The organism is Sulfitobacter sp. 1A13421, from assembly GCF_043557285.1.
Classification (GTDB): Bacteria; Pseudomonadota; Alphaproteobacteria; order Rhodobacterales; family Rhodobacteraceae; genus Sulfitobacter; species Sulfitobacter faviae.
Window position 1 is genome coordinate 149,224 of the sequence record NZ_JBIFFQ010000002.1, and the last position, 23,404, is coordinate 172,627.

Here is a 23,404-nt window from a genome sequence, read left to right on the forward strand (position 1 = left end):
CTGCAGGCGGCCCTTTCTGGTTCGGGTAAACCATTTCTTTACCATTCTCGCCAAAACATAAAGGATAAACAAAGTCATTGAAATGTTCCGCATTTACCCTCATATGGAACATTAGAAGAACATAAGCGACGCAGCGCGCAGGCGATTGCCGCCGGGGCGCCACTGTGACACTAAGGAATGAACCTAATGGCAACGGCAGATCTTTTGACGATGGACAGCAAGAAAACCGCAGAAAAGCAAAAGGCGCTCGACAGCGCGCTGGCCCAGATCGAACGTCAGTTCGGCAAAGGGTCGATTATGAAACTGGGGGCCGAAGGGGCGATCCAGGATATCAAAGCCAGCTCCACAGGCTCGCTTGGCCTTGATATCGCGCTTGGTATCGGTGGCTTGCCGATGGGGCGCATCATTGAGATTTATGGCCCGGAATCCTCGGGTAAGACAACGCTGACGCTGCATTGCGTGGCAGAGCAGCAGAAGGCCGGGGGCGTTTGCGCCTTTGTCGACGCGGAACATGCGCTTGATCCGCAATATGCGAAAAAGCTTGGCGTGGACATCGACGAGCTGTTGATCTCCCAGCCCGACACGGGTGAGCAGGCGCTGGAAATCACCGATACGCTGGTACGCTCTGGCGCGGTCAATATGGTGATCGTCGACTCCGTCGCGGCCCTGACGCCGAAATCCGAGCTTGAAGGTGAGATGGGCGACAGCAATGTCGGTGTTCAGGCCCGTTTGATGAGCCAAGCGATGCGCAAACTCACCGGGTCGATCAGCCGGTCCAATTGTATGGTTATCTTCATCAACCAAATCCGGATGAAGATCGGCGTGATGTTCGGCTCTCCTGAGACCACCACCGGCGGCAACGCGCTGAAATTCTACTCCTCCGTCCGTCTCGACATCCGCCGGATCGGCGCCCTGAAGGACCGAGACGAGGTTGTTGGCAACGCAACGAAGGTCAAGATCGTCAAGAACAAAGTGGCGCCACCCTTTAAACAGGTCGAATTCGACATCATGTATGGCGAAGGCATTTCCAAAATGGGGGAGTTGCTGGACCTTGGGGTGAAGGCCGGTGTGGTCGATAAATCCGGCTCGTGGTTCAGCTACGGGGATGAGCGGATTGGGCAGGGGCGTGAAAACGCCAAGAACTTCCTGAAACAGAACACTGCCATGGCATCGGAGATCGAAGACAAGATCCGCGCGGCCCACGGATTGGACTTTGAAGGGTCCGGGGGTGACGACGCGGATATTCTCGAAGCTTGAACCTGCTTCGACAATTTGAATTTAAGAAGGGGCGTGGCCAAAGGCTGCGCCCCTTTTTCATGGGCAGGAACGGTGGACAGCGCCGGGGCTGAGGGGTATTTGGGACGGATCAAATCTGCCCCGGAAGGCCTCGCCATGAAGACGCTGAATGAAATTCGCTCAACTTTTCTGAATTATTTCGATGCGCAGGGGCATCAGATCGTGCCCTCCAGCCCGCTGGTGCCGCGCAACGACCCGACATTGATGTTCACCGCGGCCGGTATGGTCCAGTTCAAGAACCTCTTCACCGGGGTCGAGACGCGCGATTACAGCCGTGCCACATCGGCGCAGAAATGTGTGCGGGCGGGCGGCAAGCACAATGACCTCGACAATGTCGGCTATACCGCGCGGCATCACACGTTTTTCGAAATGCTCGGCAACTTCAGCTTCGGCGACTACTTCAAGGCCGAAGCGATCCCCTTTGCTTGGGACCTGCTGACCAAGGAGTTCGGCATCGACCCGAACCGCCTTTTGGTCACAGTGTACCATACCGATGAAGAAGCGGTTAAAATCTGGAAGGCCCATACCGGCCTGCCGGATGAGCGCATCATTCGCATCGCGACGGATGATAACTTCTGGTCCGCTGGCCCCACCGGCCCTTGCGGGCCTTGCACTGAGATTTTCTACGATCACGGCGATCACATTTGGGGCGGCCCTCCGGGATCGCCCGAGGAAGACGGTGACCGTTTCGTCGAGATCTGGAACCTCGTTTTCATGCAATACGAGCAGTTCGAAGACGGCACGCGCCAGCCGCTGCCCAACCAATCGATCGATACCGGGATGGGGATCGAACGGGTGGCGGCGCTGTTGCAGGGCACGAATGACAACTATGCCACCGACCTCATGCGCAACCTGATCGAGGCGAGCGCCCATGCGTCTTCGACCGATCCCGATGGGCCGGGCAAGACCCATCACCGGGTGATCGCAGATCACCTGCGGTCGACCTCCTTCCTGATTGCCGATGGGGTGATGCCTTCCAACGAGGGCCGCGGATATGTGCTGCGCCGGATCATGCGGCGCGCCATGCGCCATGCGCATCTGCTCGGCGTTAAGGATCCCTTAATGCATCAGCTGGTACCATCCTTGGTGCAGCAGATGGGCGCGGCTTACCCTGAGTTGGGACAGGCGCAATCGCTTATCCGTGAGACTTTGCTGTTGGAGGAAACCCGTTTCCGCCAAACGTTGGATCGCGGTTTGAAGCTGCTGGATGATGAGTTGAGCGGTTTGCCCGAGGGGGCGACCCTGCCGGGGGAGGCGGCGTTTAAACTTTATGACACATATGGCTTCCCGCTTGATCTGACGCAGGATGCGCTGCGCGAGAAGGGCCGTGCGGTCGATACCGAGGGGTTCGACACCGCCATGGCAGCGCAGAAGGCCAAGGCCCGTGCGGCCTGGGCCGGATCGGGCGAGGCTGCGGATGCTACCGTTTGGTTCGATGTGGCCGACAAAAGCGGCGTGACAGAGTTTCTGGGCTATGACACCGAAAGTGCTGAGGGGCAGATCGTCGCCTTGGTGCAGGGCAGTGATCAGGTCGAAGCCGCCGCAGTAGGCAGCGATGTGCAGGTCGCACTGAACCAGACTCCGTTTTATGCCGAAAGCGGCGGGCAGGTTGGCGACACCGGCGTGATCCGGACGCAGACCGGTATTGTGAACGTGACCGATACGCGGAAATCGGCGGGCGTTTTCGTGCATTTCGGCCATGTGGTCGAAGGCGAGGTGAAGCCGGGGCAGACCGCTGTTCTTGAGGTGGATCGTTTGCGGCGCAGTGCCATCCGCGCCAACCACTCGGCCACGCACCTGTTGCACGAGGCCCTGCGCAACGCGCTTGGGGATCATGTCTCGCAGCGCGGTTCGCTGAATGCGCATGATCGTCTGCGGTTTGACTTCTCCCATGCCAAGGGGTTGACGCAGGAAGAGTTGAGCCAGGTCGAGCGTGAGGTGAATGATTACATTCGCCAGAACACGCCGGTTGAGACACGGATCATGACGCCAGACGATGCGCGCGCCATGGGGGCGCAGGCGCTCTTTGGTGAGAAATACGGCGACGAGGTGCGTGTCGTCTCGATGGGGCAGTTGGAAGGGTCCGGCAAGGGCAGCGACAAGTCGACCTATTCGCTGGAGCTTTGCGGCGGCACCCATGTGCGGCAGACGGGTGATATCGGCGCCTTCGTCCTTTTAGGGGATAGCGCGAGCAGCGCGGGCGTCCGCCGGATCGAAGCGCTGACCGGGACCGAGGCTTTGGCATGGCTGCGCGAGCAGGAAGCGGCGCTGAGCCGAGTCGCGGCGGAGTTGAAAACCTCAGCCAGTGACGTGCCGGAACGGGTGCGTGCATTGCTGGACGAGCGCCGCAGCTTGTCCAACGAAGTGGCGCAGCTGCGTCGTGAATTGGCGATGTCGGGCGGCGGCGCGGCTGCGCCCGAAGCGCGCGAGGTGAACGGCGTGAAATTCGTAGGCCAAGTGCTGAGCGGTATCACGGGCAAAGACCTGCCGGGTCTGGTGGATGAACATAAGGCCAAGCTCGGCTCAGGCGCGGTTTTGTTGATCGCCGACACCGGCGGCAAGGCCGCAGTCGCAGGCGGTGTGACGAAGGATTTGACAGATCGTCTCTCGGCGGTCGACATGGTGAAAGCGGCGGTGGCCGAACTGGGCGGTAAGGGCGGCGGTGGCCGTCCCGACATGGCGCAGGGGGGCGGCGCTTCGGCGGAGAATGCCGAGGCGGCGATTACTGCGGCTGAGAACATCTTGAAAGGATAAGGCCCATGGGCGCACTTTGGATTGCACATGTCACCGTCACCGATGAGGAGGCGTATAAGAAATACGCCGCTGGCGCCACCGAGGCCATTGCGGCACATGGCGGTAAGTTCATCGCCCGCGGCGGGCGGTTCGTTCAGCTTGAGGGTAAAGAGCGTCCGCGCAATGTGGTGGCGCGTTTCCCCGATGTCGAAACGGCCGAAAAATGTTATCATTCCGATGCTTATCAAGCGGCGTTGAACCATGCGCGCGGGGCGTCGGAGCGCGAATTGATGATCGTCGAAACTGAGGAATAATCCTAGAACGCCCCGCCTGAACGACAGGCGGGGCTTCTTGCATTGGCGGGGCGGAACCTTCTAACGGGAGGGTGGTTGATCTCTCATGACCTTCGACCGACTATCCGCTTTCGCCCAATGGTGCCGCCGCCATGTGGAGGTGACGACACTGGCCCTGATGGGGCTTTCAATCACAGCCGTTTGGACATTGGCCGAACTGACCGAAGAGGTCGTCGAAGGCAGCACCAGCAGCCTTGACCGTGACATCTTGTTGTTCCTGCGCACGCCCGGCGACCTGTCCGATCCCATCGGCCCGTGGTGGGTCGAGGAAATTGGCCGCGATTTGACGGCCCTCGGCGGGGTCGCGGTGCTGGTACTGACGACCGTTGTCGTCTCGCTCTTTTTCCTGCTGCAACGGCGGTGGTCGACCGCGCTTTACATCCTCGCCACCGTTGGCGGGGGCATCGTGCTGAGCAGCATCGCCAAGGAGTTTTTCGACCGTCCGCGCCCTGACCTCGTACCGCATGGGTCGCTCGTGCATACGGCAAGCTTCCCCTCGGGGCATTCGATGATGGCGGCGGTGGCCTATCTCACCCTTGGCGCGATGGTGGCGCGGGCGCAGAAACGCTGGGCGCTCAAGGTCTATACGCTGGTGGTTGCCGTCCTGCTCACGCTGCTCGTCGGGATCAGCCGGGTCTATATGGGGGTGCATTGGCCGACGGATGTGGCGGCGGGCTGGCTTGGCGGCGGGGCTTGGGCCATCCTTTGCCTGATTGCGGCGCTGAGTTTGGCGAGGCGTGGGCATATCGATCGCGAAGAAGGCGATACTTAACGCCGCGAGGTCTCCGGGGCGCGGATGTGAAAACGGCAGCGCATCGTAAAATGCGCTGCCGTTTTGCTTTTAATTTACCGTAGCTTAGCTGGCTTTTGCCATCCGCTTGCGCTCATGCGGGTCGAGGTAACGCTTGCGCAGGCGCACGGCGTTCGGGGTCACTTCGACCAGCTCGTCGTCGTCGATATAGGCAATCGCCTCTTCAAGGCTCAGCGTCATCGGCGGGGTCAGGCGCACTGCGTCATCGGTGCCCGAAGCGCGCACGTTGGTCAGCTTCTTGCCCTTCAGCGGGTTCACTTCCAGATCGTTGTCGCGGCTGTGCTCGCCGATGATCATGCCGGTGTAGACGTCCGCCTGCGCGCCGATCATCATCTTGCCGCGCTCTTCGAGGTTCCACAGCGCGTAGGCGACCGAGGTGCCGTTCTCCATCGAGATCAGCACGCCCGCGCGGCGGCCCGGGATCGGACCCTTGTGCGGTGCCCAGCCGTGGAAGACGCGGTTCAACACGCCGGTGCCGCGGGTGTCGGTCAGGAACTCGCCGTGATAGCCGATAAGCCCGCGCGAGGGGACATGGGCGATGATCCGGGTCTTGCCGGCGCCGGCTGGTTTCATCTCGACCAGCTCGCCCTTGCGGGTGCCGGTGATCTTTTCGATCACCGCGCCGGAGTATTCGTCATCCACGTCGATGGTGGCTTCTTCGATCGGCTCATGGCGCACGCCGTCGATCTCTTGGAACAGCACCTGCGGGCGGGAGATCGACAGCTCGAACCCCTCACGGCGCATGTTCTCGATCAACACGCCCATCTGCAATTCGCCGCGGCCCGCGACTTCGAAAGCCTCGCCGCCCGGCGTGTCGGAGATTTTGATCGCCACGTTGCTCTCCGCTTCTTTCAGCAGACGCTCGCGGATCACGCGGGATTGCACCTTTTTGCCGTCGCGGCCCGCGAGCGGGCTGTCGTTGATGCCGAAGGTCACAGTGATGGTGGGCGGGTCGATCGGCTGCGCCGGGATCGCTTCGTTCACCGAAGGATCGGCCAGCGTATCTGCCACGGTGGCCTTGGCCATGCCCGCGATAGAGACGATGTCCCCCGCTTCGGCCACGTCGATGGCGGTCTGCTCCAGCCCGCGGAAGGCGAGGATTTTGGTGGCGCGGAAGGTCTCGATCTGGGTGCCGTCGCGCGACATCGCCTTGACGGTCTGGCCCGCTTTCAGGGTGCCGGTTTCGACACGACCGGTCAGCAGGCGGCCCAGGAACGGGTCGCCGCCGAGCGTGGTGGCCAGCATGGTGAAGGGCTTGTCGGCGTTTTCGATCTGCTTCGGCGCGGGGACGTGATCAAGGATCAGGTCGAACAGTGCAGAGAGGTCTTTGCGCGGGCCGTCAAGTTCAGCGTCCGCCCAGCCGGAGCGGCCCGAGGCATACATATGCGGGAATTCGAGCTGTTCGTCGGTGGCGTCGAGGCTGGCGAAAAGGTCGAAACACTCATCCAGCGCGCGGTCGGGCTCGGCATCCGGCTTGTCGACCTTGTTCAGCACGACGATCGGGCGCAGGCCCAGTTTCAGCGCCTTGGAGGTCACGAATTTGGTCTGGGGCATCGGGCCTTCGGCGGCGTCCACCAAAAGCACCACACCATCGACCATCGACAGGATGCGCTCAACCTCGCCGCCGAAGTCGGCGTGGCCCGGCGTGTCGACGATGTTGATGCGGGTGTCGTTCCAGACGACGGAGGTCGGCTTGGCGAAGATGGTGATGCCGCGCTCACGCTCCAGATCGTTGCTGTCCATGGCGCGCTCGGTGGTCGCCTGGTTTTCACGATAGGTGCCGGATTGTTTCAGAAGCTCGTCCACCAGCGTCGTCTTGCCGTGGTCGACGTGGGCGATGATTGCGATGTTGCGCAGGTCCATTAAGTCAGCCTTTGGATAGGGGAGGGACGCGCCAACCTGAAGCTGCGCGTATAATTGCGCCGCCCATACCGCGCCCCGGCTACAATTGCTAGCCCTAATGCCGTGACGCCCCCCTTACTGCGCGAAGCTGTGCCACTGGTGCAGCCTTAATGGGTGGCGCTGTTCGAAAAGAGGTGGATGACCAGAATGCCGCTGATGATCAGCAAAAGTCCCAGAACCGCGGGCAGGTCGAGCCGCTGACCGAAGAGGACGAAGCCGATAATCGCGATCAGCACGATGCCCAGACCGGCCCAAAAGGCATAGACGATCCCAACTGGCATGACCTTCAGCGCCAGCGACATGCAGTAGAAAGAGATCATGTAGAAGACCACTACCGCCACCGAAGGCCAGAGCCGGGTGAACTGATGCGAAGCCTGCACCGCGGTCGTGCCAAGGGTTTCCGCCACCACGGCGATGATGAGCCACAGGTAATGCATCTCGGTCTTCCTCAGAGCGGGAGTTCGGTGGTTTCCTTGATCTCCTCCATCACGAAACTGGCCGAAACATCCGATAGCGGCACTCGGCGGATCAGGTCCTGATAGAGGCGATCATATCCCGCCATATCCCGAACGCGCGCCCGGATCAAATAGTCCAGATCACCGGTCATCCGGTAGACGCCGAGGATGTCGGGCATGGCTTTCGTGGCGCGGGAGAATTTCTCGAGCCAATCGGGCGCATGGGCGTTGGTGCGGACTTGGATAAAGACGCTAAGGCCAAGGTCGAGTTTCGCCGCGTCCAAGAGCGTCACCCGGTTCTTGATCACGCCTGCGTTCTCCAGCGCCCGGATGCGGCGCCAGCAGGCATTGCGCGACAGATGGACCGCCGCGCCAAGCGCCTCAAGGGATTGGCCGGCGTCGCGTTGCAGTTCGACCAATATGCGGCGGTCTATGTCATCAAGTGTTATCATGGCGGTAGTTTGGTGGGAAATCTTCTCACGCACAAGCGGTTGTCGGGAGAGTTTTGAGACAACGTCACAGGCAGGCTCGGCTAGGGTGGGAGAAAGGCAGAGACAGGAGTTTCCCATGATCGCACGCATCTTCCTCGACCATCCCGCCAAGGTGGAAGAGACCTTCTTCCAGCACATGGCCTTCGCGCTGAAGTTTTCGGGGCTGCTGTTCGCGGCAGCTGGCGCGGCGCTGGTGCATGCGCTGATCCCGTGCCTGTTTGAGAAGACGGCGAGTGGGATCATCGCGAAGCTTTACGCGCGGACGCACAACCGGGGGCAATGAGGGCCAGCGCGGCTCCAGTTTCGCAATGAGGGCCAGCGCCTGCCCGCGGGTGGGCGATCTTACGTGGCCTCGTGCCACTTTATGGCTCAGCAATGTTGTGCGTTCCGCGAGTTCACGCCCAGCCTAACCAAATCGCCTACCCGGTCGCACCGAAGGTGCGCCCCCTTTATAGCGGCACGCCTCCGGCGTGACGGGCGGGCAGGCGATGGCCCGGCGCCTACGGCTTGATTCCGGGCCGGGTGGCAGGCGTGACCGAAAAATAGAAAAGGGCCGCATCGCTGCGGCCCTCTGTCATTCCAAACATCTGACAGGCTCAGCCCGCCAGCGCCTTGTTCAGGTTCTCGTCCACCTTCTCCAAGAACCCCATGGTCGTCAGCCAGCCCTGATCCGGCCCCACCAGCAGGGCAAGGTCCTTGGTCATGAAGCCTGATTCCACCGTATCCACTACGACCTTCTCCAGCGTCTCGGCGAAGTTGATCAGCGCGGTGTTCCCGTCCAGCTTGCCCCGGTGCTTCAACCCGCCGGTCCAAGCGTAGATGGAGGCGATGGAGTTGGTCGAGGTCTCCTCGCCCTTCTGGTGCTGGCGGTAATGGCGCGTGACGGTGCCATGGGCGGCCTCGGCCTCCACGATTTTGCCGTCCGGCGTCATCAGTTGCGAGGTCATCAGCCCCAGTGAGCCGAAACCCTGCGCCACGGTGTCCGACTGCACGTCGCCGTCGTAGTTCTTGCAGGCCCAGACATAGCCGCCCGACCATTTCATCGCCGAGGCGACCATGTCGTCGATCAGGCGGTGCTCGTACCAGATGTTCTTCTTCTTGAAGTCCTCGGCGAATTCCGCGTCGAAAATCTCTTGGAACAGGTCTTTGAAACGGCCGTCATAGGCCTTCAGGATCGTGTTCTTGGTCGAGAGATAGACCGGCCAGCCACGGTTCAGACCGTAGTTGAAAGACGCGCGCGCGAAATCGCGGATCGAATCGTCGAGGTTGTACATCGCCATGGTGACACCGGCGGAGGGCGCGTCGAAGACCTCCTTCTCGATGGTCTCGCCATCATCGCCGACGAATTTGATTGTCAGCTTGCCCTTGCCGGGGAAGCGGAAGTCGGTGGCGCGGTACTGGTCGCCGAAGGCATGGCGGCCAACGACGATCGGCTGCGTCCAGCCCGGCACAAGACGCGGTACGTTGCGGCAGATGATCGGCTCGCGGAAGATCACGCCGCCCAGAATATTGCGGATGGTGCCGTTGGGGCTGCGGTACATGCGTTTAAGGCCGAACTCCTCGACCCGCGCCTCGTCGGGCGTGATGGTGGCGCATTTCACACCGACGCCATGTTCGCGGATCGCATGGGCCGCGTCGACGGTGATCTGGTCGTCAGTCTCGTCCCGCACTTCGATGCCGAGGTCGTAATACTTCAGGTCAACGTCAAGATAGGGCGTGATTAGCTTCTTTTTAATGAAATCCCAGATGATCCGGGTCATCTCATCGCCGTCGAGTTCGACGATGGGGTTTTCTACCTTGATCTTCGACATGACGAATTCCTCTGTTTCAGGGTGCGTTTGGCCGTGCTTTAGCCTATTCGGGGCCAAAGAGAAAGATCGTATACAATGGTATGCCGAAGGCTGCGGTCAGGCGCCGACCCCGGCGAAAAAGCTGCTGATGCGGGCGCGGGCATAGGACCAAAGGGCAGGGGCGCCGATGGCGATCTTGCGGCCCACCTTTTCTTCGATCTGCGCTTCCGAGACGTTATAGTCAGTCCAACTGCCGCCGCCGGAGGCGAGGTTCTGCATCGGCGGCTGGAACCGATCAAGCGATTTGGCAAAGCGGGCCGTAGGGCTTTCGGCGGCCTCGAACTCTTCCCAGATGCTGCGCAGATCGTCCCGCAGATCGTCCGGCAATAGGCCAAAGATGCGGTCGGCGGCGATTTGTTCCTGCGCTTCCATCTCGGCGGCGTCGTAATCGCCAAAGATTGGATTGTCGCCCGCGTCAATCTCGACAAGGTCGTGCAGGATCAGCATCTTGATGACGCGGTTGATGTCGACCTCTGGCCCTGCCTGATCGGCCAGCACCAGTGCATAGAGCGTCAGATGCCACGAATGTTCGGCAGAGTTTTCCGCACGGCTGGCATCGCATAGGGTGGTGCCGCGCAGCACGGTTTTCAGCTTGTCGGCCTCGTTCAGAAAGGCGATCTGCTTGTCGAGCCGTTCTGTCATGCGCCGCCCTTACCGCGATGGTCGCGCAGCTTGCGCGCAAGAAAGGCGCGGGCCTTGTCATTGGCCATCCGGGTGCGAACGGCGGTGAGGAAGGCTTCTTCCAGCGTTTGCGACGAGGCGCCCAGCACCTCGCCGACTTCCATGAACAAGCGGTCTTCGCCTGTCTCGGCCTGTACGGCGAGACATTCCTCGGCCAATTTATTGGCCAGTTGGGTGACGACCGCGTCCGCCATCAGCGTGTGGATTCCGTCAGGCGGCGTTTGACATAGTCGCTGGTCGAGGTGATCAGCGTGTCCATATGCGGCTCTTCAAAGAAGTGCCCGGCGCCTTCGATCTCCTGATGGGTGATCGTGATGCCCTTTTGCTCGTGCAGCTTGCTGACGAGGTTCGTGGTATCCGCGGGCGGCGCCACGCGGTCGGCGGTGCCGTTGATCACCAGACCCGAGGCCGGGCAGGGCGCGAGGAATGAAAAGTCGTACATATTCGCGGGCGGCGAGACCGAGATGAATCCCGTGATCTCGGGCCGGCGCATCAGCAGTTGCATCCCGATCCATGCGCCAAAGGAGAACCCCGCAACCCAGCAATGCTTGGAGTTGTTGTTCATCGATTGCAGGTAATCGAGCGCCGAGGCCGCATCAGACAATTCGCCGATGCCCTGATCGTATTCGCCTTGGCTGCGGCCCACGCCACGGAAGTTGAAGCGCAACACGGTGAAACCCATGTTGTAGAACGCATAGTGCAGGTTGTAGACGACCTTGTGATTCATCGTGCCGCCGAACTGCGGATGCGGATGCAGCACGATGGCAATCGGGGCGTCACGTTCTTTTTGGGGGTGGTAGCGGCCTTCAAGGCGGCCTTCGGGTCCGGGAAAAATAACCTCGGGCATGGGTATCCCTGTCTAGGGGTTCAAAGATCGCCGCGAATAGTTGACGAATTCGCTAGGCCACCTTAGAACGGTTCTAATCTGGTTCCGCGCAGTGTCGCGTGGATCAGTCTTTGGACTTAGGCATTTAAGCCGCCCACGTCAATCAAATGGCGCGGCGGGTGAGGGTGAGACGATGAAGCTATCTACCAAAGGGCGCTACGCGATGGTCGCTTTGGCCGATATTGCCCTGCAACCCGAGGGCACCTTGGTGTCTCTGGGCGACATTGCCGAGCGGCAGTCGGTCTCTTTGCCCTATCTGGAACAGTTGTTCGTCAAGCTGCGCCGGGCCGAATTGGTGACCTCTGTCCGGGGCCCGGGCGGCGGGTATCGTTTGGCGCGTCCGGCAGCGGATATTCGCGTGGTCGATGTGCTGGCGGCGGTGGATGAGACGGTGGATGCGATGCACAAGGGGGCGGGCGCCTCGGGCGGTTTGTCGGGCAGCCGGGCACAATCGTTGACCAACCGGCTGTGGCAGGGGCTGAGCGCGCATGTTTATGTTTTCCTGCACCAGACGCGCCTTTCGGATGTGGTTGAGAATGAGCTGGCCCCCTGTCCGGCGGTGCCGACCCTTTTTGCCGTGGTGGATGAGTCGTGAGGGTGGTTTTGGGCAGCGGGCGCGCTTTGGCGGCTGTGGTCTGTGCAGGTGGTGATGTGGAATTTCGGGGGCGCTGCCCCCGGACCCCCGCGGTATTTGGAAAAGGATGAAGGATGCGGGTCTATCTTGACCATAACGCGACCACGCCGTTGCGGGCGGAGGCGCGCGCGGCGATGATCGCGGCGATGGATCTGCCCGGCAACCCATCTTCGGTCCATGCCGAGGGGCGTGCGGCCAAGGCCGTGGTCGAGCGCGCGCGGGTGCAGGTGGCGGGGCTTGTGGCCTGTGATCCGGTCGATGTGATCTTTACCTCCGGTGCGACCGAGGCGGCGGCGCTTGCGGCTGCGATGGGGGCGCGGGTTGTGACCTCAGCGGTGGAACATGACGCGGTTCTGTCTTGGGGGCAGGCGGCGCGTTTGGGCGTCGACGCACAGGGTGTTTGGGACGGTGACCTGACCGCCGCCGCGGGGGCCGATGTGGTGGCCCTTCAGGCTGCGAACAGCGAGACGGGTGTGTTGCAGCAAACCATGCCTTTGGCGCAGCAATCTTGGGCGATGGAGCGCACGCCCTATGTGTTGGTCGATGCGGTCCAGGCGCTCGGCAAAACCCGGTTCAAGATGGCGACCTCGGGCGCGGATTTCATCCTTGTCTCGGCGCATAAGCTGGGCGGGCCCAAGGGGATCGGCGCATTGATCGTCAAACGCGGCATTGATCTGGCCGAACATGCGCTGCTGCGCGGCGGCGGGCAGGAGATGGGCCGCCGTTCGGGAACCGAGAATATCCCCGCCATTGCAGGGTTCGGCGCGGCGGCTGAGGCCGCGGCGGCCGATCTGGCTGCGGGGCGTTGGGAAGAGGTGGCAGAACAGCGTGATTTGCTGGAGGCGACCCTTGCGGATGCCGCAAGTCTGACTATTTTTGTAGGGAAAGGCGCTCCGCGCCTGCCCAACACCTCTTGTATCATCACGCCCGGCTGGAAGGGCGAGACCCAAGTGATGCAGATGGACCTTGCCGGTTTTGCCATTTCGGCGGGGTCGGCCTGTTCCAGCGGCAAGGTGCGTGCCAGTGCCGTATTGCGCGCCATGGGCTTTGATGAAACACAGGCCGCCAGCGCGATCCGGGTGTCGCTGGGCCTCGACACCACCCGGGAAGATATCCTGCGGTTCGCCACAAGCTGGACCGCCAAATTGAAAAAGCACGAAACGCGGGCCGCCTGAGCGCCGCCACGGAAAGGAACTGAAACCTTGGAAAATATGACCCTGAAAGAGAATGATGGCGTCAAGGAAGGCGTTGACCAGGAAACCGTGGATGCCGTGCGCGAAGTCGGCGGCAAGTATAAGTACGGCTGGTCCACCGATATCGAGATGGAATACGCGCCCAAGGGGCTGACGCCGGAGATCGTGAAGCTGATCTCGGAGAAGAACGGCGAGCCTGAGTGGATGACCGAATGGCGGCTTGAAGCTTACAACCGTTGGCTCAGCAAAGAAGAGCCGGATTGGGCGATGGTGGATTATCCTGAGATCGACTTTCAGGAGCAGTATTATTACGCTCGCCCCAAAAGCATGGCCGAGAAGCCCAAGTCGCTCGACGAGGTCGATCCGAAGCTGCTGGCGACCTATGAGAAGCTCGGCATCCCGCTGAAGGAGCAGATGATCCTTGCTGGCGTCGAAGGCGCCGAGGATGCGCCTGCCGAAGGCCGCAAGGTGGCGGTGGACGCGGTGTTCGATTCCGTCTCCGTCGGCACAACCTTCCAAGAGGAGTTGAAGAAGGCCGGCGTGATCTTCTGCTCGATCTCCGAGGCGATCCGCGAGTATCCCGATCTGGTGAAAAAGTACCTCGGCTCGGTCGTGCCGGTGTCGGACAACTTCTACGCCACGCTGAACTCCGCCGTCTTCTCCGACGGCTCCTTTGTCTACGTGCCGCCGGGCGTGCGCTGCCCGATGGAACTGTCGACCTATTTCCGCATCAACGCCGAAAACACCGGCCAGTTCGAGCGCACGCTGATCATCGCCGACAAGGGCTCCTACGTCAGCTACCTCGAAGGCTGTACGGCACCGCAGCGCGACGAGAGCCAGCTGCACGCCGCCGTGGTCGAGATCATCGTCGAGGAAGACGCGGAAGTGAAATACTCCACCGTCCAGAACTGGTATCCGGGCGACGAGGACGGCAAGGGCGGGATCTACAACTTCGTGACCAAGCGTGCCGATTGCCGTGGCGACCGTGCCAAGGTGATGTGGACGCAGGTCGAAACCGGCTCCGCCGTGACTTGGAAATACCCGTCCTGCATCCTGCGCGGCGACGACAGCCAGGGCGAGTTCTACTCCATCGCCATCGCCAACAACATGCAGCAGGCCGACACCGGCACCAAGATGGTGCACCTCGGCAAGCGCACCAAGTCGCGGATCGTGTCCAAGGGTATCTCGGCCGGCAAGGCGCAGAACACCTACCGTGGCCTCGTCTCGATGCACCCCAAGGCCAAGGAATCGCGCAACTATACCCAGTGCGACAGCCTGTTGATCGGCTCGGAATGCGGGGCGCATACAGTGCCCTATATCGAGGTGAAGAACAACTCGAGCCGCGTTGAGCACGAGGCGACCACCTCCAAGGTGGACGACGACCAGATGTTCTATTGCCGCTCGCGCGGCATGGACGAGGAAGAGGCCGTGGCGCTGGTGGTGAACGGTTTCTGCAAGGACGTGCTGCAGGCGCTGCCGATGGAGTTTGCCATGGAAGCGCAGGCGCTGGTGGCGATCTCGCTGGAAGGCTCCGTCGGCTGATGAGCCTTGATGCGGCGCATACTCCCCTTCGCCTGCATTGGTGGAAGGCGCAGCCGAACTTCGGCGATGCGCTGAGCCCGCTGGTCCTGAGCCATGTCTCGGGGCGGCGGGTGGAGCATGCGTCGGTGGATGAGGCGGATGTCTTTGGTCTCGGCTCGCTTTTGCAGATCGTGCGGCGGAACTACGACACGCCGCGTGCGGGGGCCAAGCCGGTGATCTGGGGCAGCGGGTTGCTGCGTCCCGCCGGGGGCCGTGCCTTCCTGAAAAACATCGAAATCGCGCTGTTGCGCGGGCCGGTGACGGCGGCGCTTCTCGGGATCGAGACCAATGCTTATGGCGATCCGGGCCTTCTGGTGAACGAGGTGCTGCCCTGTGATGCACCACGCGGCGACCAGATCGGCATCGTGCCGCATCACACGCTGGCGGACGATCCCGACCTGCTGGAACTCGTAGCCTCCGACAGCGCCTATGTGTTGATCGACCCGCGCGATCCGGTGGAGCAGGTTTGCGCCGGCATCGCCGCCTGTGCCCATGTCTTTGCCTCGTCGCTGCACGGGTTGATCACGGCGGATGCTTACGGCGTGGCCAACACTTGGGTGGCGCCCGAGGGGCAGGGGCGGTTGAAGTTTCACGACTACGCCGCCTCCGTGGGGCGCGACATGCGCGCGCCGATTGCCTTGGCCGATATTCCGGCGGCGCTCAAACCCGACGCGCCGCTGACCTACCAAGACGGCATCACGGCCTGCCGCGCCGCGCTGAAAGACAGCTTTCCCGCCGCGCTCTGCGCCCGTCAGGGGGCGGCATGAACTTTAACACGCAGGGGCAAGCCCCTGAGACAACACTGAAATAGCATGAATTGCGGCGCAAGGCGCGCCAGAAGGAGACCGAAATGCTGAGCATCAAGAACCTGCAGGTGAAACTGGAAGAAGAGGACAAGCAGATCCTCAAGGGCGTCGATCTGGAAGTCGAGGCCGGCAAGGTGCACGCCATCATGGGGCCGAACGGCTCGGGCAAGTCCACGCTGAGCTATGTGCTCTCGGGCAAGGACGGCTACGAGGTCACCGAAGGCTCCGCCACGCTCGAAGGCGAAGACATCCTCGAACTGGAACCCGAAGAGCGCGCCGCGGCGGGCCTCTTCCTTGCCTTCCAGTACCCGGTGGAAATCCCCGGCGTCGGCAACATGACCTTCCTGCGCACCGCCGTGAACGCACAGCGCAAGGCGCGTGGCGAAGAGGAAATCTCGGCCGCCGACTTCCTCAAGGAAATTCGCGCCAAGGCGAAGGACCTCAAGATCGACGCCGACATGCTCAAGCGCCCTGTCAACATGGGCTTCTCGGGCGGGGAGAAAAAGCGCAACGAAATCCTGCAGATGGCCATGCTCGAGCCGAAGATGTGCATCCTCGACGAAACCGACTCGGGTCTCGACGTTGACGCCATGAAACTAGTGGCTGAGGGCGTGAATGCGCTGCGCACCGAGGGCCGTGGCTTCCTTGTGATCACCCACTACCAGCGTCTTCTGGACCACATCAAACCCGACGTCGTGCACATCATGTCCGATGGCCGCATCATCAAGACCGGTGGGCCGGAGCTCGCGCTCGAAGTCGAGAACAACGGTTATGCCGACATCCTCGCCGAGGTGGTGTAATGGCCGAAGCGAAGCTCAAAGAAACCCCGACCGAGGCGATGATCGCATCGCTCCATATGCCGCAGGGTGGCTGGGCACAGGCGGCGCGTGAAGACGCGTTGGCGCGGGTTCGTGCCATGGGCCTGCCGCAGCGCCGGGATGAATACTGGAAGTTCACCCGCCCCGACACGCTGACCCAAGCCAAAGCGTTGCCCGCCGCGATCTTCGATCATGGCGACGCTCCGCTCTTTGACGGAACCGATCGTCTGCGGATCGTTTTCGTCGATGGTGAGTTCGACGCGGAGGCATCGGACGACCTGTCGCTCGAAGGCGTCAGCATCGAACGGCTCGCGGCTGCTGACAGCGATCTGCATTGGGCGCGCGACCTTTATGGCACGCTGGAAAAGAACGGCCAGACTCCGGTGCAGCGCCCGCTGGCGGCCCTGAACACTGCCTTTGCCACCGACGGTGTCTTGATCCATGTCACTGGCACGCCAAGCAAGCCGATCAATCTGGTTTATCAACACAAATCAGAAACTTCGGATGCGATGCTGCACCACGTCGTGAAGCTCGACAAAGGCGCCGAAGTGACGCTTTTGGAGAACGGCCCCGCGGCTGCACGCTTCAACACCGTGATGGAGGTCGAGGTGGCCGACACCGCGCGCTTCCACCATGTGCGCGCACAGGGCCGCGATCATGAGCGCCGTGCTGCGACACATGTCTTCACCCGTCTTGGCACCGAGTCGCTGTTCAAGAGCTTCACCGTCACCGTCAACGGCGCGTTGACACGCAACGAATGCGTGATCGAACTGACGGGCGATGATGCCTCGGCCCATGTGGCGGGCGCCTGCGTTGGCGATGGTGATTTCCACCACGACGACACGGTCTTCATCACCCATGACGCGGTGAACTGCGAAAGCCGTCAGGTGTTCAAGAAGGTCCTGCGCAACGGCGCGACCGGCGTGTTCCAAGGCAAGATTCTCGTCAAGGAAGGCGCGCAGAAGACCGATGGCTACCAGATCAGCCAGTCGCTGCTGCTGGATGGCGACAGCCAGTTCCTCGCCAAGCCCGAGCTTGAGATCTACGCCGACGATGTGGCCTGTTCGCATGGCTCGACCTCCGGTGCGATCGACGAGGAGGCGCTGTTTTACCTGCGCGCCCGCGGTGTGTCCCATGCCGAGGCGACCGACCTGCTGACGCTCGCCTTCCTCGCCGAAGCGGTGGAGGAGATCGAGGCCGAGGAACTGCGGGAGGAAATCACCGGGCGTCTCAGCTCGTGGTTGGAGCGTCGTAGCGCCTGATGGCTGTTACCAGCGATATCGTGGCGACCTACCGCGGCCCCGGCAAAGTGATGTCGGGGCTGCTTGCGCAGGGCCGCAACGAGGTGCGCGTGCTGATGTTCGCGCTGATGGCGGGGCTGCTGATCTTCGTGGCCCTGTCGCCGTATCAAGCCCGCGCGGCGCATCTCGATCCGGACGGGCCGCTCGCGGTGCGCCAGTATTGGAGCGCGTTTTTCTGGATCTTCGTGATGCCCTTGCTGCTCTATGGCTTGGCCGCGATGGTCTGGGGGATCAGCCGGATCGCGGGCCAACGGCTCAGCGGTTATGCGGTGCGGCTGACCTTGGTTTGGTCGCTCCTTGCCTCTGCACCGATCCTTTTGTTGCTGGGCCTCGCGCTTGGGTTCATCGGGCCGGGCCTACAGGCGCAGATCGTCGGGGTGATCTGGTTGGCCGTGTTCTTTTGGTTCTGGATCGCGGGCCTTGTTGCCGCGCAGCGGGGCTGAGATGAGCGGCGCCCTGATCCAGCTTGCGCAGAGCACCCTGCGCCGCCCCCGCGCCGCAGCGCGCCAGATTGCGGAACTGCCTTTAGGCAATGATGTCATCTGGACGTCGCTTGCCTTGGTGGCCGCGCTGAATGCGCTCGTCATCTCGGCCACCTTCGTGATCGCGCCGCCCGCCATGGCGCTGCCGAGCTATTTCCAATCGCCACTGGTGCTCTTCGCGCTGCTGGCCGGGTTGATGGTGCTCTATGTGCATGCGCTGACTTGGGTTGGCCGGGCACTGGGCGGGCAGGGCGCGGTGACGCCGCTTTTGCCTGCCGTCGTGTGGCTTCAGGCGCTTCGCCTCTGCGCGCAACTGGGCATCTTGCTGCTGACCTTGGCGCTGCCGCCGATGGCGCTGCTGGCCTCTTTTGTCGTTACCTTCTGGGGTCTTTGGATCCTTTTGAATTTCGTGGCCGAACTCTTGCATCTGCCGGGGCTGTTCCACGCCGCTGCAGTGCTCGCGGGGGCCGCGCTTGGGGTCTTGCTGGGGTTGGGCCTTTTGCTGTCTTTGATCGGGCTGACCGCCCAGGGAGTTTAAGTCATGTTCGACGTTGAAGCCGTCCGGGCGCAGTTTCCGATCCTTGGCCGCGAGGTGAACGGCAAGCCGCTGGTCTACCTCGACAATGGCGCTTCGGCCCAGAAGCCGCAGATGGTGATCGATGCGATCACACAAGCCTATGCGAATGAATATTCCAACGTTCACAGGGGCTTGCACTATCTTTCTAATCTTGCGACCGACAAATACGAAAGCGTGCGCGGCACCGTGGCGCGCTTCCTCAACGCCGGGTCGGAAGATGAGATTGTGCTCAACACCGGGGCGACCATGGGGATCAACACCGTGGCCTATGGTTGGGCCATGCCGCGCATGCAGGCGGGCGATGAGATCGTCCTGTCGGTGATGGAGCATCACGCCAATATCGTGCCATGGCATTTCCTGCGCGAACGGCAGGGCGTGGTGCTGAAATGGGTCGATGTGGACGCCACCGGCGCGCTTGACCCACAGGCGGTGATCGACGCCATCGGGCCGAAGACCAAGCTGGTTGCAATATCGCACCTTTCCAACGTCTTGGGCACGAAAGTTGATGTGAAAACCATCGCTGAAGCCGCCCATGAGAAGGGCGTTCCGGTCTTGGTCGATGGCTCGCAGGCGGCGGTGCATATGCCGGTCGATGTGCAGGACCTCGACTGTGATTTCTATGCCGTCACGGGGCATAAACTCTATGGCCCCTCCGGTTCGGGCGCGATCTATATCAAGTCCGAGCGCATGGCCGAAATGCGCCCCTTTATCGGCGGCGGTGACATGATCCGCGAAGTCAGCAAGGACGCGGTGAGCTACAACGACCCGCCAATGATGTTCGAAGCCGGCACCCCCGGGATCGTGGGCACCATCGGCTTGGGCGTGGCGCTGGAGTTCATGATGGATCTGGGGATGGAGAATATCGCCGCCCATGAGGACGATCTGCGCGACTACGCGGTCTCGCGGCTCGGCGGTTTGAATTGGCTCAACCTGCAAGGCACGACGCCGGACAAAGCGGCGATCTTTAGCTTCACACTGGACGGCGCCGCCCATGCGCATGACATTTCGACCGTGCTCGACAAGAAAGGCGTGGCCGTCCGGGCTGGGCATCATTGCGCTGCGCCTTTGATGACGCATCTCGGCGTTTCGGCCACCTGCCGCGCGTCCTTTGGCATGTATAACACCCGGGCCGAGGTCGACACATTGGTCGATGCCCTCGAATTGGCGCATGATCTTTTCGCCTAAGGTGAATTTCGCCGCCCTCGCCCCCGGATTTTCCATTGCAGGGGCGGCCCGCTCTGGCTATACCGCCCCTCAGTGGACCCTTAGCTCAGCTGGATAGAGCGCTGCCCTCCGAAGGCAGAGGCCAGAGGTTCGAATCCTCTAGGGTCCGCCATTTTTCTCCATATGAATGTCGTTTGTCGCGTTGGGGTCTATGCCTTCGCCCGAGAGGGGCTTTGCCGTGGGCTCGCCAAGCGTTTGGATTATACTCCGTATCTAAAAACTCTATCCGCCTCCGTCCCGGTTTATATAGCCCGGCAAGCTGATACCTTCTGCCCAACAGTAATATCCCTGCGGAAGGACAGACAAAATGAAAGCCATCGGCTATAACACCACCGGCCCGGCAGAGGTTTTGGAGATGCTCGAAATTGAGCGTCCCACACCCGGACCACATGATCTTTTGGTGGAGGTGAAGGGCATCTCGGTCAATCCGGTGGATGTGAAGCTGCGCGCGCTTTCGGGGCCTGAGGGTGGTTCGAAGGTCTTGGGCTTTGACGCCGCGGGCGTGGTCGTGGAACTGGGCGCAGAGGTTAGCGATTTCGCGGTTGGCGATGAGGTGTTCTATGCCGGGGACGTGACCCGCGCGGGGACCAATGCCGCCTTCCACACGGTCGATTCCCGGATCGTCGGGCGAAAGCCGGAAACTCTTGATTTTGTTGAGGCCGCCGGTTTGCCGCTGACGGCGATCACGGCTTGGGAGATGCTGTTCGACTCCTTCCGGCTGGCCGAGGGCGCTGGCGAAGGGGATGCGATTTTGGTCATCGGCGGGGCCGGGGGCGTGGGGTCGATCCTTATTCAACTGGCCAAGGCCCTGACCGGTTTGACCGTGATCGCAACCGCCTCGCGGCCAGAGACCCAAGATTGGGTGCGCAAGATGGGGGCGGATCATGTGGTGGACCATCGGGGCGATCTGGTGGCGCAGCTTGCCGCGCTCGACCTCACGTCCAGCTATGTCGCCGCGCTGACGGCCACCGATACGCATTGGCCCGCCATCATCGAAGCCATTGCGCCGCGCGGGCAGATCGCGCTGATCGACGATCCTGAGACGCTGGATATGAAAGCGGCGAAACCGAAAGCCCTAAGCGTGCATTGGGAGTTCATGTTCACACGTTCGATGTTCCAGACCGCGGACATGACTGCGCAGCGCGACCTGTTGAACCGGGTGTCGGAGATGATCGACGCAGGCATTTTACGCTCTACCGTGACGGAACATGCGGGCGTGATAAATGTGGAAAACCTTCGCGCGGCCCATGAGCGTCAGGAAAGCGGGCGGGTGATCGGCAAGCAGGTTCTGGGCGGGTGGTGATCGCGCAGAGCCGCCTCCCATCCCCGCGCAGAGACCCAGTAAGGAGAGACAGATGACCAAGACGATCCTCATCACCGGCGCGACCGACGGTATCGGTCTGTTGACCGCCAAAAAGCTCAGCGCGCAGGGGCATAGCGTTTTGCTGCACGGGCGCAGTGCCAAGAAACTTAGCGCTGCCGCGGCGGAGGTGGGGGGCAATCCTCAGACTTACCGCGCGGACCTGTCGCGGCTGGAAGAGGTCGTGACGCTGGCAGAGGCGCTGCGCATCGATCACAGTCAGATCGACGTGGTGATCAACAATGCCGGTGTCTTGAAACTGCCCGAGCCGCGCACCGAGGCAGGGTTGGACGCGCGTTTCGTGGTCAACACGCTGGCGCCTTATCTGCTGGTTCAACTGTTGCTGCCGGTGCTTCCCAAAGCGGGCAGGGTGGTGAACCTTTCGTCCGCCGCGCAGGCGCCGGTGGAGGTGGCTGCGCTTAGGGGCGATGGGGCGCTTGACGATATGGCGGCCTATGCGCAGAGCAAATTGGCGATCACGATCTGGACCCGAGAGATGGCCCGCGCGCACCAAGACGGGCCGCTCTTTATCGCGGTGAACCCCGGCTCTCTCTTGGCGTCGAAGATGGTGAAGGAAGGCTTTGGCGTCGCCGGGAACGACCTGAGCATCGGGGCCGACATTCTTGCCCGAGCAGCCCTTTCGGATGAGTTTGCAGAGGCCTCCGGCGCCTATTTCGACAATGATATGGGCGGGTTCAATGAGCCGCATCGCGCGGCAAAAGACCCCGATCATGTGGCCGCCGTCATGGCCGCGATCCAAGAATTGGTGAGCGGGAACCGGGCGGAGTAGCGCCGGAGAGCGTCATCTCGGACTTCCGCCCGCCCGCATGGAAAAGAAAAAGCCCCGCCGAGCGTTGCTGGCGGGGCTTTTCGATCTTGTCAGGCGGTCTTAGCGGCGGCGGCGTCCACCTGAACGGCCCGCGCGGCCGCGGCCCTCTTGACCCGCTTTGGGCGCGCTTTTGTTGAACTCAATCCAAGCGCTGCCGTGAGGGTCACGGTCGAAGAGGAAGTTGGCGGCGCGGATGGCCTCCATCTCCTTGCCCGGGCGGGGTTTGGTCGAGCCGAGGTTGAAGAGCGTCGCAAAGGTCTCATCATCCATATCTTCGGGGAGGATGATCCCCGCGGCAGCAATCTCGGCCCGCTTTTCGGCGATTTTGGTGGCGTTCAGCGGCACGGCAACCGGGTTCATGATCGCACTCGTCATGCCCGCACCCATCGCCATGGGCAGGAAGGCGTTGTTGATCCCGTGGCGGTTGGGCAGCCCGAAGGAGATGTTGGAGGCGCCACAGGTGGTGTTCACGCCCAACTCCTCGCGCAAACGGCGGACGAGGGTAAAGACCTGATGGCCCGCCGTCGCCATGGCGCCAATCGGCATGACCAGCGGGTCGACGACGATGTCATGGGCGGGAATGCCAAAATCGGCGGCGCGTTCGACGATCTTTTTCGCCACGGCAAAGCGGACATCCGGGTCCTCGGAGATCCCTGTATCGTCATTGGAGATCGCCACGACGGGCACGTTGTATTTCTTGACCAGCGGCAGGACGACTTCGAGCCGCTCTTCCTCTCCGGTGACGGAGTTCAGCAGCGGGCGACCTTCGCAGGCCTCAAGCCCCGCCTCAAGCGCGCCGGGGACCGAACTGTCGATGCAGATCGGCACGTCGACGGCGTTTTGCACGACCTTGATCAGCTCCGGCATCAGCATCGGCTCGACAAAGTTGTTGTCGGCATAGCGCGGGTCTTCGGCCATTTTGTTGGAGAAGACCGCGCCCGAGTTCACGTCGAGCACCGTGGCACCGGCGGCGACCTGCGCGATGGCATCCGCCTCGACCCGCGAAAAATCGCCTTGCTCCAGCTCTTGGCTGAGGATCTTGCGGCCCGTGGGGTTGATCCGCTCTCCGATCACGCAAAACGGCTCGTCAAAGCCGATGACGGCGGTCTTGGTCTTGGATTCGATGACGGTTCTGGTCATG

At 61.9% G+C, this 23,404-nt stretch carries 24 protein-coding genes and 1 tRNA gene; 17 read left to right on the top strand and 8 right to left on the bottom strand.

Annotation, left to right across the window (positions count from 1 at the left end; translation table 11 throughout):
* Positions 1 to 186: 186 nt before the first annotated feature.
* From recA to ACGYLI_RS04465, 4 genes are all read left to right on the top strand, one after another.
* Positions 187 to 1,257: a recombinase RecA gene (gene recA / locus ACGYLI_RS04450; protein WP_067261794.1), complete on the top strand. Its 1,071-nt coding sequence runs from the start codon at positions 187 to 189 to the stop codon at positions 1,255 to 1,257.
* Between the two features lie 135 nt (positions 1,258 to 1,392).
* Positions 1,393 to 4,050, top strand: a complete 2,658-nt coding sequence (gene alaS, locus ACGYLI_RS04455) for an alanine--tRNA ligase (protein ID WP_394417437.1) — start codon at positions 1,393 to 1,395, stop codon at positions 4,048 to 4,050.
* 5 nt (positions 4,051 to 4,055) lie between these two features.
* Entirely contained in the window at positions 4,056 to 4,343 is a 288-nt protein-coding gene (locus ACGYLI_RS04460; protein ID WP_394417440.1) for a DUF1330 domain-containing protein, read from the top strand.
* Between the two features lie 85 nt (positions 4,344 to 4,428).
* Complete coding sequence (locus ACGYLI_RS04465) at positions 4,429 to 5,154, top strand: phosphatase PAP2 family protein (RefSeq protein ID WP_394417443.1); 726 nt, start codon at positions 4,429 to 4,431, stop codon at positions 5,152 to 5,154.
* Positions 5,155 to 5,238: 84 nt separating this feature from the next.
* Here the strand turns inward: ACGYLI_RS04465 and typA are convergent, their stop codons facing one another.
* From typA to ACGYLI_RS04480, 3 genes are all read right to left on the bottom strand, one after another.
* Complete coding sequence (typA, locus tag ACGYLI_RS04470) at positions 5,239 to 7,056, bottom strand: translational GTPase TypA (protein WP_209218798.1); 1,818 nt, start codon at positions 7,054 to 7,056, stop codon at positions 5,239 to 5,241.
* 146 nt (positions 7,057 to 7,202) lie between these two features.
* The gene (locus tag ACGYLI_RS04475; protein WP_271693720.1) at positions 7,203 to 7,532 is read right to left on the bottom strand and encodes a multidrug efflux SMR transporter; all 330 of its coding nucleotides are present in this window, start codon (positions 7,530 to 7,532) and stop codon (positions 7,203 to 7,205) included.
* An 11-nt stretch (positions 7,533 to 7,543) separates the two neighbouring features.
* A complete protein-coding gene (locus ACGYLI_RS04480; protein ID WP_394417447.1) occupies positions 7,544 to 8,002 on the bottom strand; it encodes an Lrp/AsnC family transcriptional regulator in 459 nt (152 codons plus the stop codon).
* Between the two features lie 115 nt (positions 8,003 to 8,117).
* On the opposite strand from ACGYLI_RS04480, the gene ACGYLI_RS04485 reads away from it, so the two are divergent.
* Positions 8,118 to 8,324 carry a DUF6356 family protein gene (locus tag ACGYLI_RS04485; RefSeq protein WP_394417450.1) on the top strand — a complete coding sequence of 69 codons (207 nt, stop codon included), beginning with the start codon at positions 8,118 to 8,120 and terminating at the stop codon, positions 8,322 to 8,324.
* Positions 8,325 to 8,637: 313 nt separating this feature from the next.
* On the opposite strand, the gene ACGYLI_RS04490 is transcribed toward ACGYLI_RS04485, so the two are convergent.
* The 4 genes from ACGYLI_RS04490 to ACGYLI_RS04505 form a co-directional block, all read right to left on the bottom strand.
* Positions 8,638 to 9,852 carry an NADP-dependent isocitrate dehydrogenase gene (locus tag ACGYLI_RS04490; protein WP_067262970.1) on the bottom strand — a complete coding sequence of 405 codons (1,215 nt, stop codon included), beginning with the start codon at positions 9,850 to 9,852 and terminating at the stop codon, positions 8,638 to 8,640.
* Between the two features lie 96 nt (positions 9,853 to 9,948).
* The gene (locus ACGYLI_RS04495) at positions 9,949 to 10,533 is read right to left on the bottom strand and encodes an HD family hydrolase (protein WP_394417453.1); all 585 of its coding nucleotides are present in this window, start codon (positions 10,531 to 10,533) and stop codon (positions 9,949 to 9,951) included.
* On the bottom strand, positions 10,530 to 10,766 hold the full coding sequence (locus ACGYLI_RS04500) for a hypothetical protein (protein ID WP_209218794.1): 237 nt from the start codon (positions 10,764 to 10,766) through the stop codon (positions 10,530 to 10,532). The genes ACGYLI_RS04495 and ACGYLI_RS04500 overlap by 4 nt, the downstream gene beginning before the upstream one ends.
* Positions 10,766 to 11,419, bottom strand: a complete 654-nt coding sequence (locus ACGYLI_RS04505) for an alpha/beta hydrolase (protein ID WP_067262961.1) — start codon at positions 11,417 to 11,419, stop codon at positions 10,766 to 10,768. The genes ACGYLI_RS04500 and ACGYLI_RS04505 overlap by 1 nt, the downstream gene beginning before the upstream one ends.
* Positions 11,420 to 11,591: 172 nt before the next feature.
* On the opposite strand from ACGYLI_RS04505, the gene ACGYLI_RS04510 reads away from it, so the two are divergent.
* The 12 genes from ACGYLI_RS04510 (at position 11,592) to ACGYLI_RS04565 (ending at position 22,224) form a co-directional block, all read left to right on the top strand.
* Positions 11,592 to 12,053, top strand: a complete 462-nt coding sequence (locus ACGYLI_RS04510) for an Rrf2 family transcriptional regulator (protein ID WP_067262959.1) — start codon at positions 11,592 to 11,594, stop codon at positions 12,051 to 12,053.
* 113 nt (positions 12,054 to 12,166) lie between these two features.
* The gene (locus tag ACGYLI_RS04515; protein ID WP_394417456.1) at positions 12,167 to 13,267 is read left to right on the top strand and encodes a cysteine desulfurase family protein; all 1,101 of its coding nucleotides are present in this window, start codon (positions 12,167 to 12,169) and stop codon (positions 13,265 to 13,267) included.
* A 36-nt stretch (positions 13,268 to 13,303) separates the two neighbouring features.
* The gene (gene sufB / locus ACGYLI_RS04520) at positions 13,304 to 14,827 is read left to right on the top strand and encodes a Fe-S cluster assembly protein SufB (protein WP_209218955.1); all 1,524 of its coding nucleotides are present in this window, start codon (positions 13,304 to 13,306) and stop codon (positions 14,825 to 14,827) included.
* A complete protein-coding gene (locus ACGYLI_RS04525) occupies positions 14,827 to 15,633 on the top strand; it encodes a polysaccharide pyruvyl transferase family protein (RefSeq protein WP_394417459.1) in 807 nt (268 codons plus the stop codon). Before sufB ends, ACGYLI_RS04525 begins: the two co-directional genes overlap by 1 nt.
* Positions 15,634 to 15,716: 83 nt before the next feature.
* On the top strand, positions 15,717 to 16,472 hold the full coding sequence (sufC, locus tag ACGYLI_RS04530) for a Fe-S cluster assembly ATPase SufC (protein WP_394417462.1): 756 nt from the start codon (positions 15,717 to 15,719) through the stop codon (positions 16,470 to 16,472).
* Positions 16,472 to 17,752, top strand: a complete 1,281-nt coding sequence (gene sufD / locus ACGYLI_RS04535) for a Fe-S cluster assembly protein SufD (protein WP_394417465.1) — start codon at positions 16,472 to 16,474, stop codon at positions 17,750 to 17,752. The genes sufC and sufD overlap by 1 nt, the downstream gene beginning before the upstream one ends.
* Positions 17,752 to 18,234, top strand: a complete 483-nt coding sequence (locus tag ACGYLI_RS04540; RefSeq protein ID WP_271693728.1) for a YIP1 family protein — start codon at positions 17,752 to 17,754, stop codon at positions 18,232 to 18,234. Before sufD ends, ACGYLI_RS04540 begins: the two co-directional genes overlap by 1 nt.
* 1 nt (position 18,235) lies before the next feature.
* Positions 18,236 to 18,811 (top strand): YIP1 family protein, encoded by a 576-nt coding sequence (locus ACGYLI_RS04545; protein WP_394417468.1) that lies wholly within the window; start codon positions 18,236 to 18,238, stop codon positions 18,809 to 18,811.
* 3 nt (positions 18,812 to 18,814) lie between these two features.
* Positions 18,815 to 20,035 (top strand): cysteine desulfurase, encoded by a 1,221-nt coding sequence (locus ACGYLI_RS04550; protein WP_394417471.1) that lies wholly within the window; start codon positions 18,815 to 18,817, stop codon positions 20,033 to 20,035.
* Between the two features lie 74 nt (positions 20,036 to 20,109).
* Positions 20,110 to 20,186 (top strand) — tRNA-Arg (locus tag ACGYLI_RS04555).
* A 195-nt stretch (positions 20,187 to 20,381) separates the two neighbouring features.
* Positions 20,382 to 21,377 (top strand): zinc-binding alcohol dehydrogenase family protein, encoded by a 996-nt coding sequence (locus ACGYLI_RS04560; protein ID WP_394417474.1) that lies wholly within the window; start codon positions 20,382 to 20,384, stop codon positions 21,375 to 21,377.
* Positions 21,378 to 21,429: 52 nt separating this feature from the next.
* Positions 21,430 to 22,224: an SDR family NAD(P)-dependent oxidoreductase gene (locus ACGYLI_RS04565; protein ID WP_394417477.1), complete on the top strand. Its 795-nt coding sequence runs from the start codon at positions 21,430 to 21,432 to the stop codon at positions 22,222 to 22,224.
* Between the two features lie 99 nt (positions 22,225 to 22,323).
* On the opposite strand, the gene ACGYLI_RS04570 is transcribed toward ACGYLI_RS04565, so the two are convergent.
* The gene (locus ACGYLI_RS04570) at positions 22,324 to 23,403 is read right to left on the bottom strand and encodes a methyltetrahydrofolate cobalamin methyltransferase (RefSeq protein ID WP_271693733.1); all 1,080 of its coding nucleotides are present in this window, start codon (positions 23,401 to 23,403) and stop codon (positions 22,324 to 22,326) included.
* Position 23,404 lies beyond the last annotated feature (1 nt).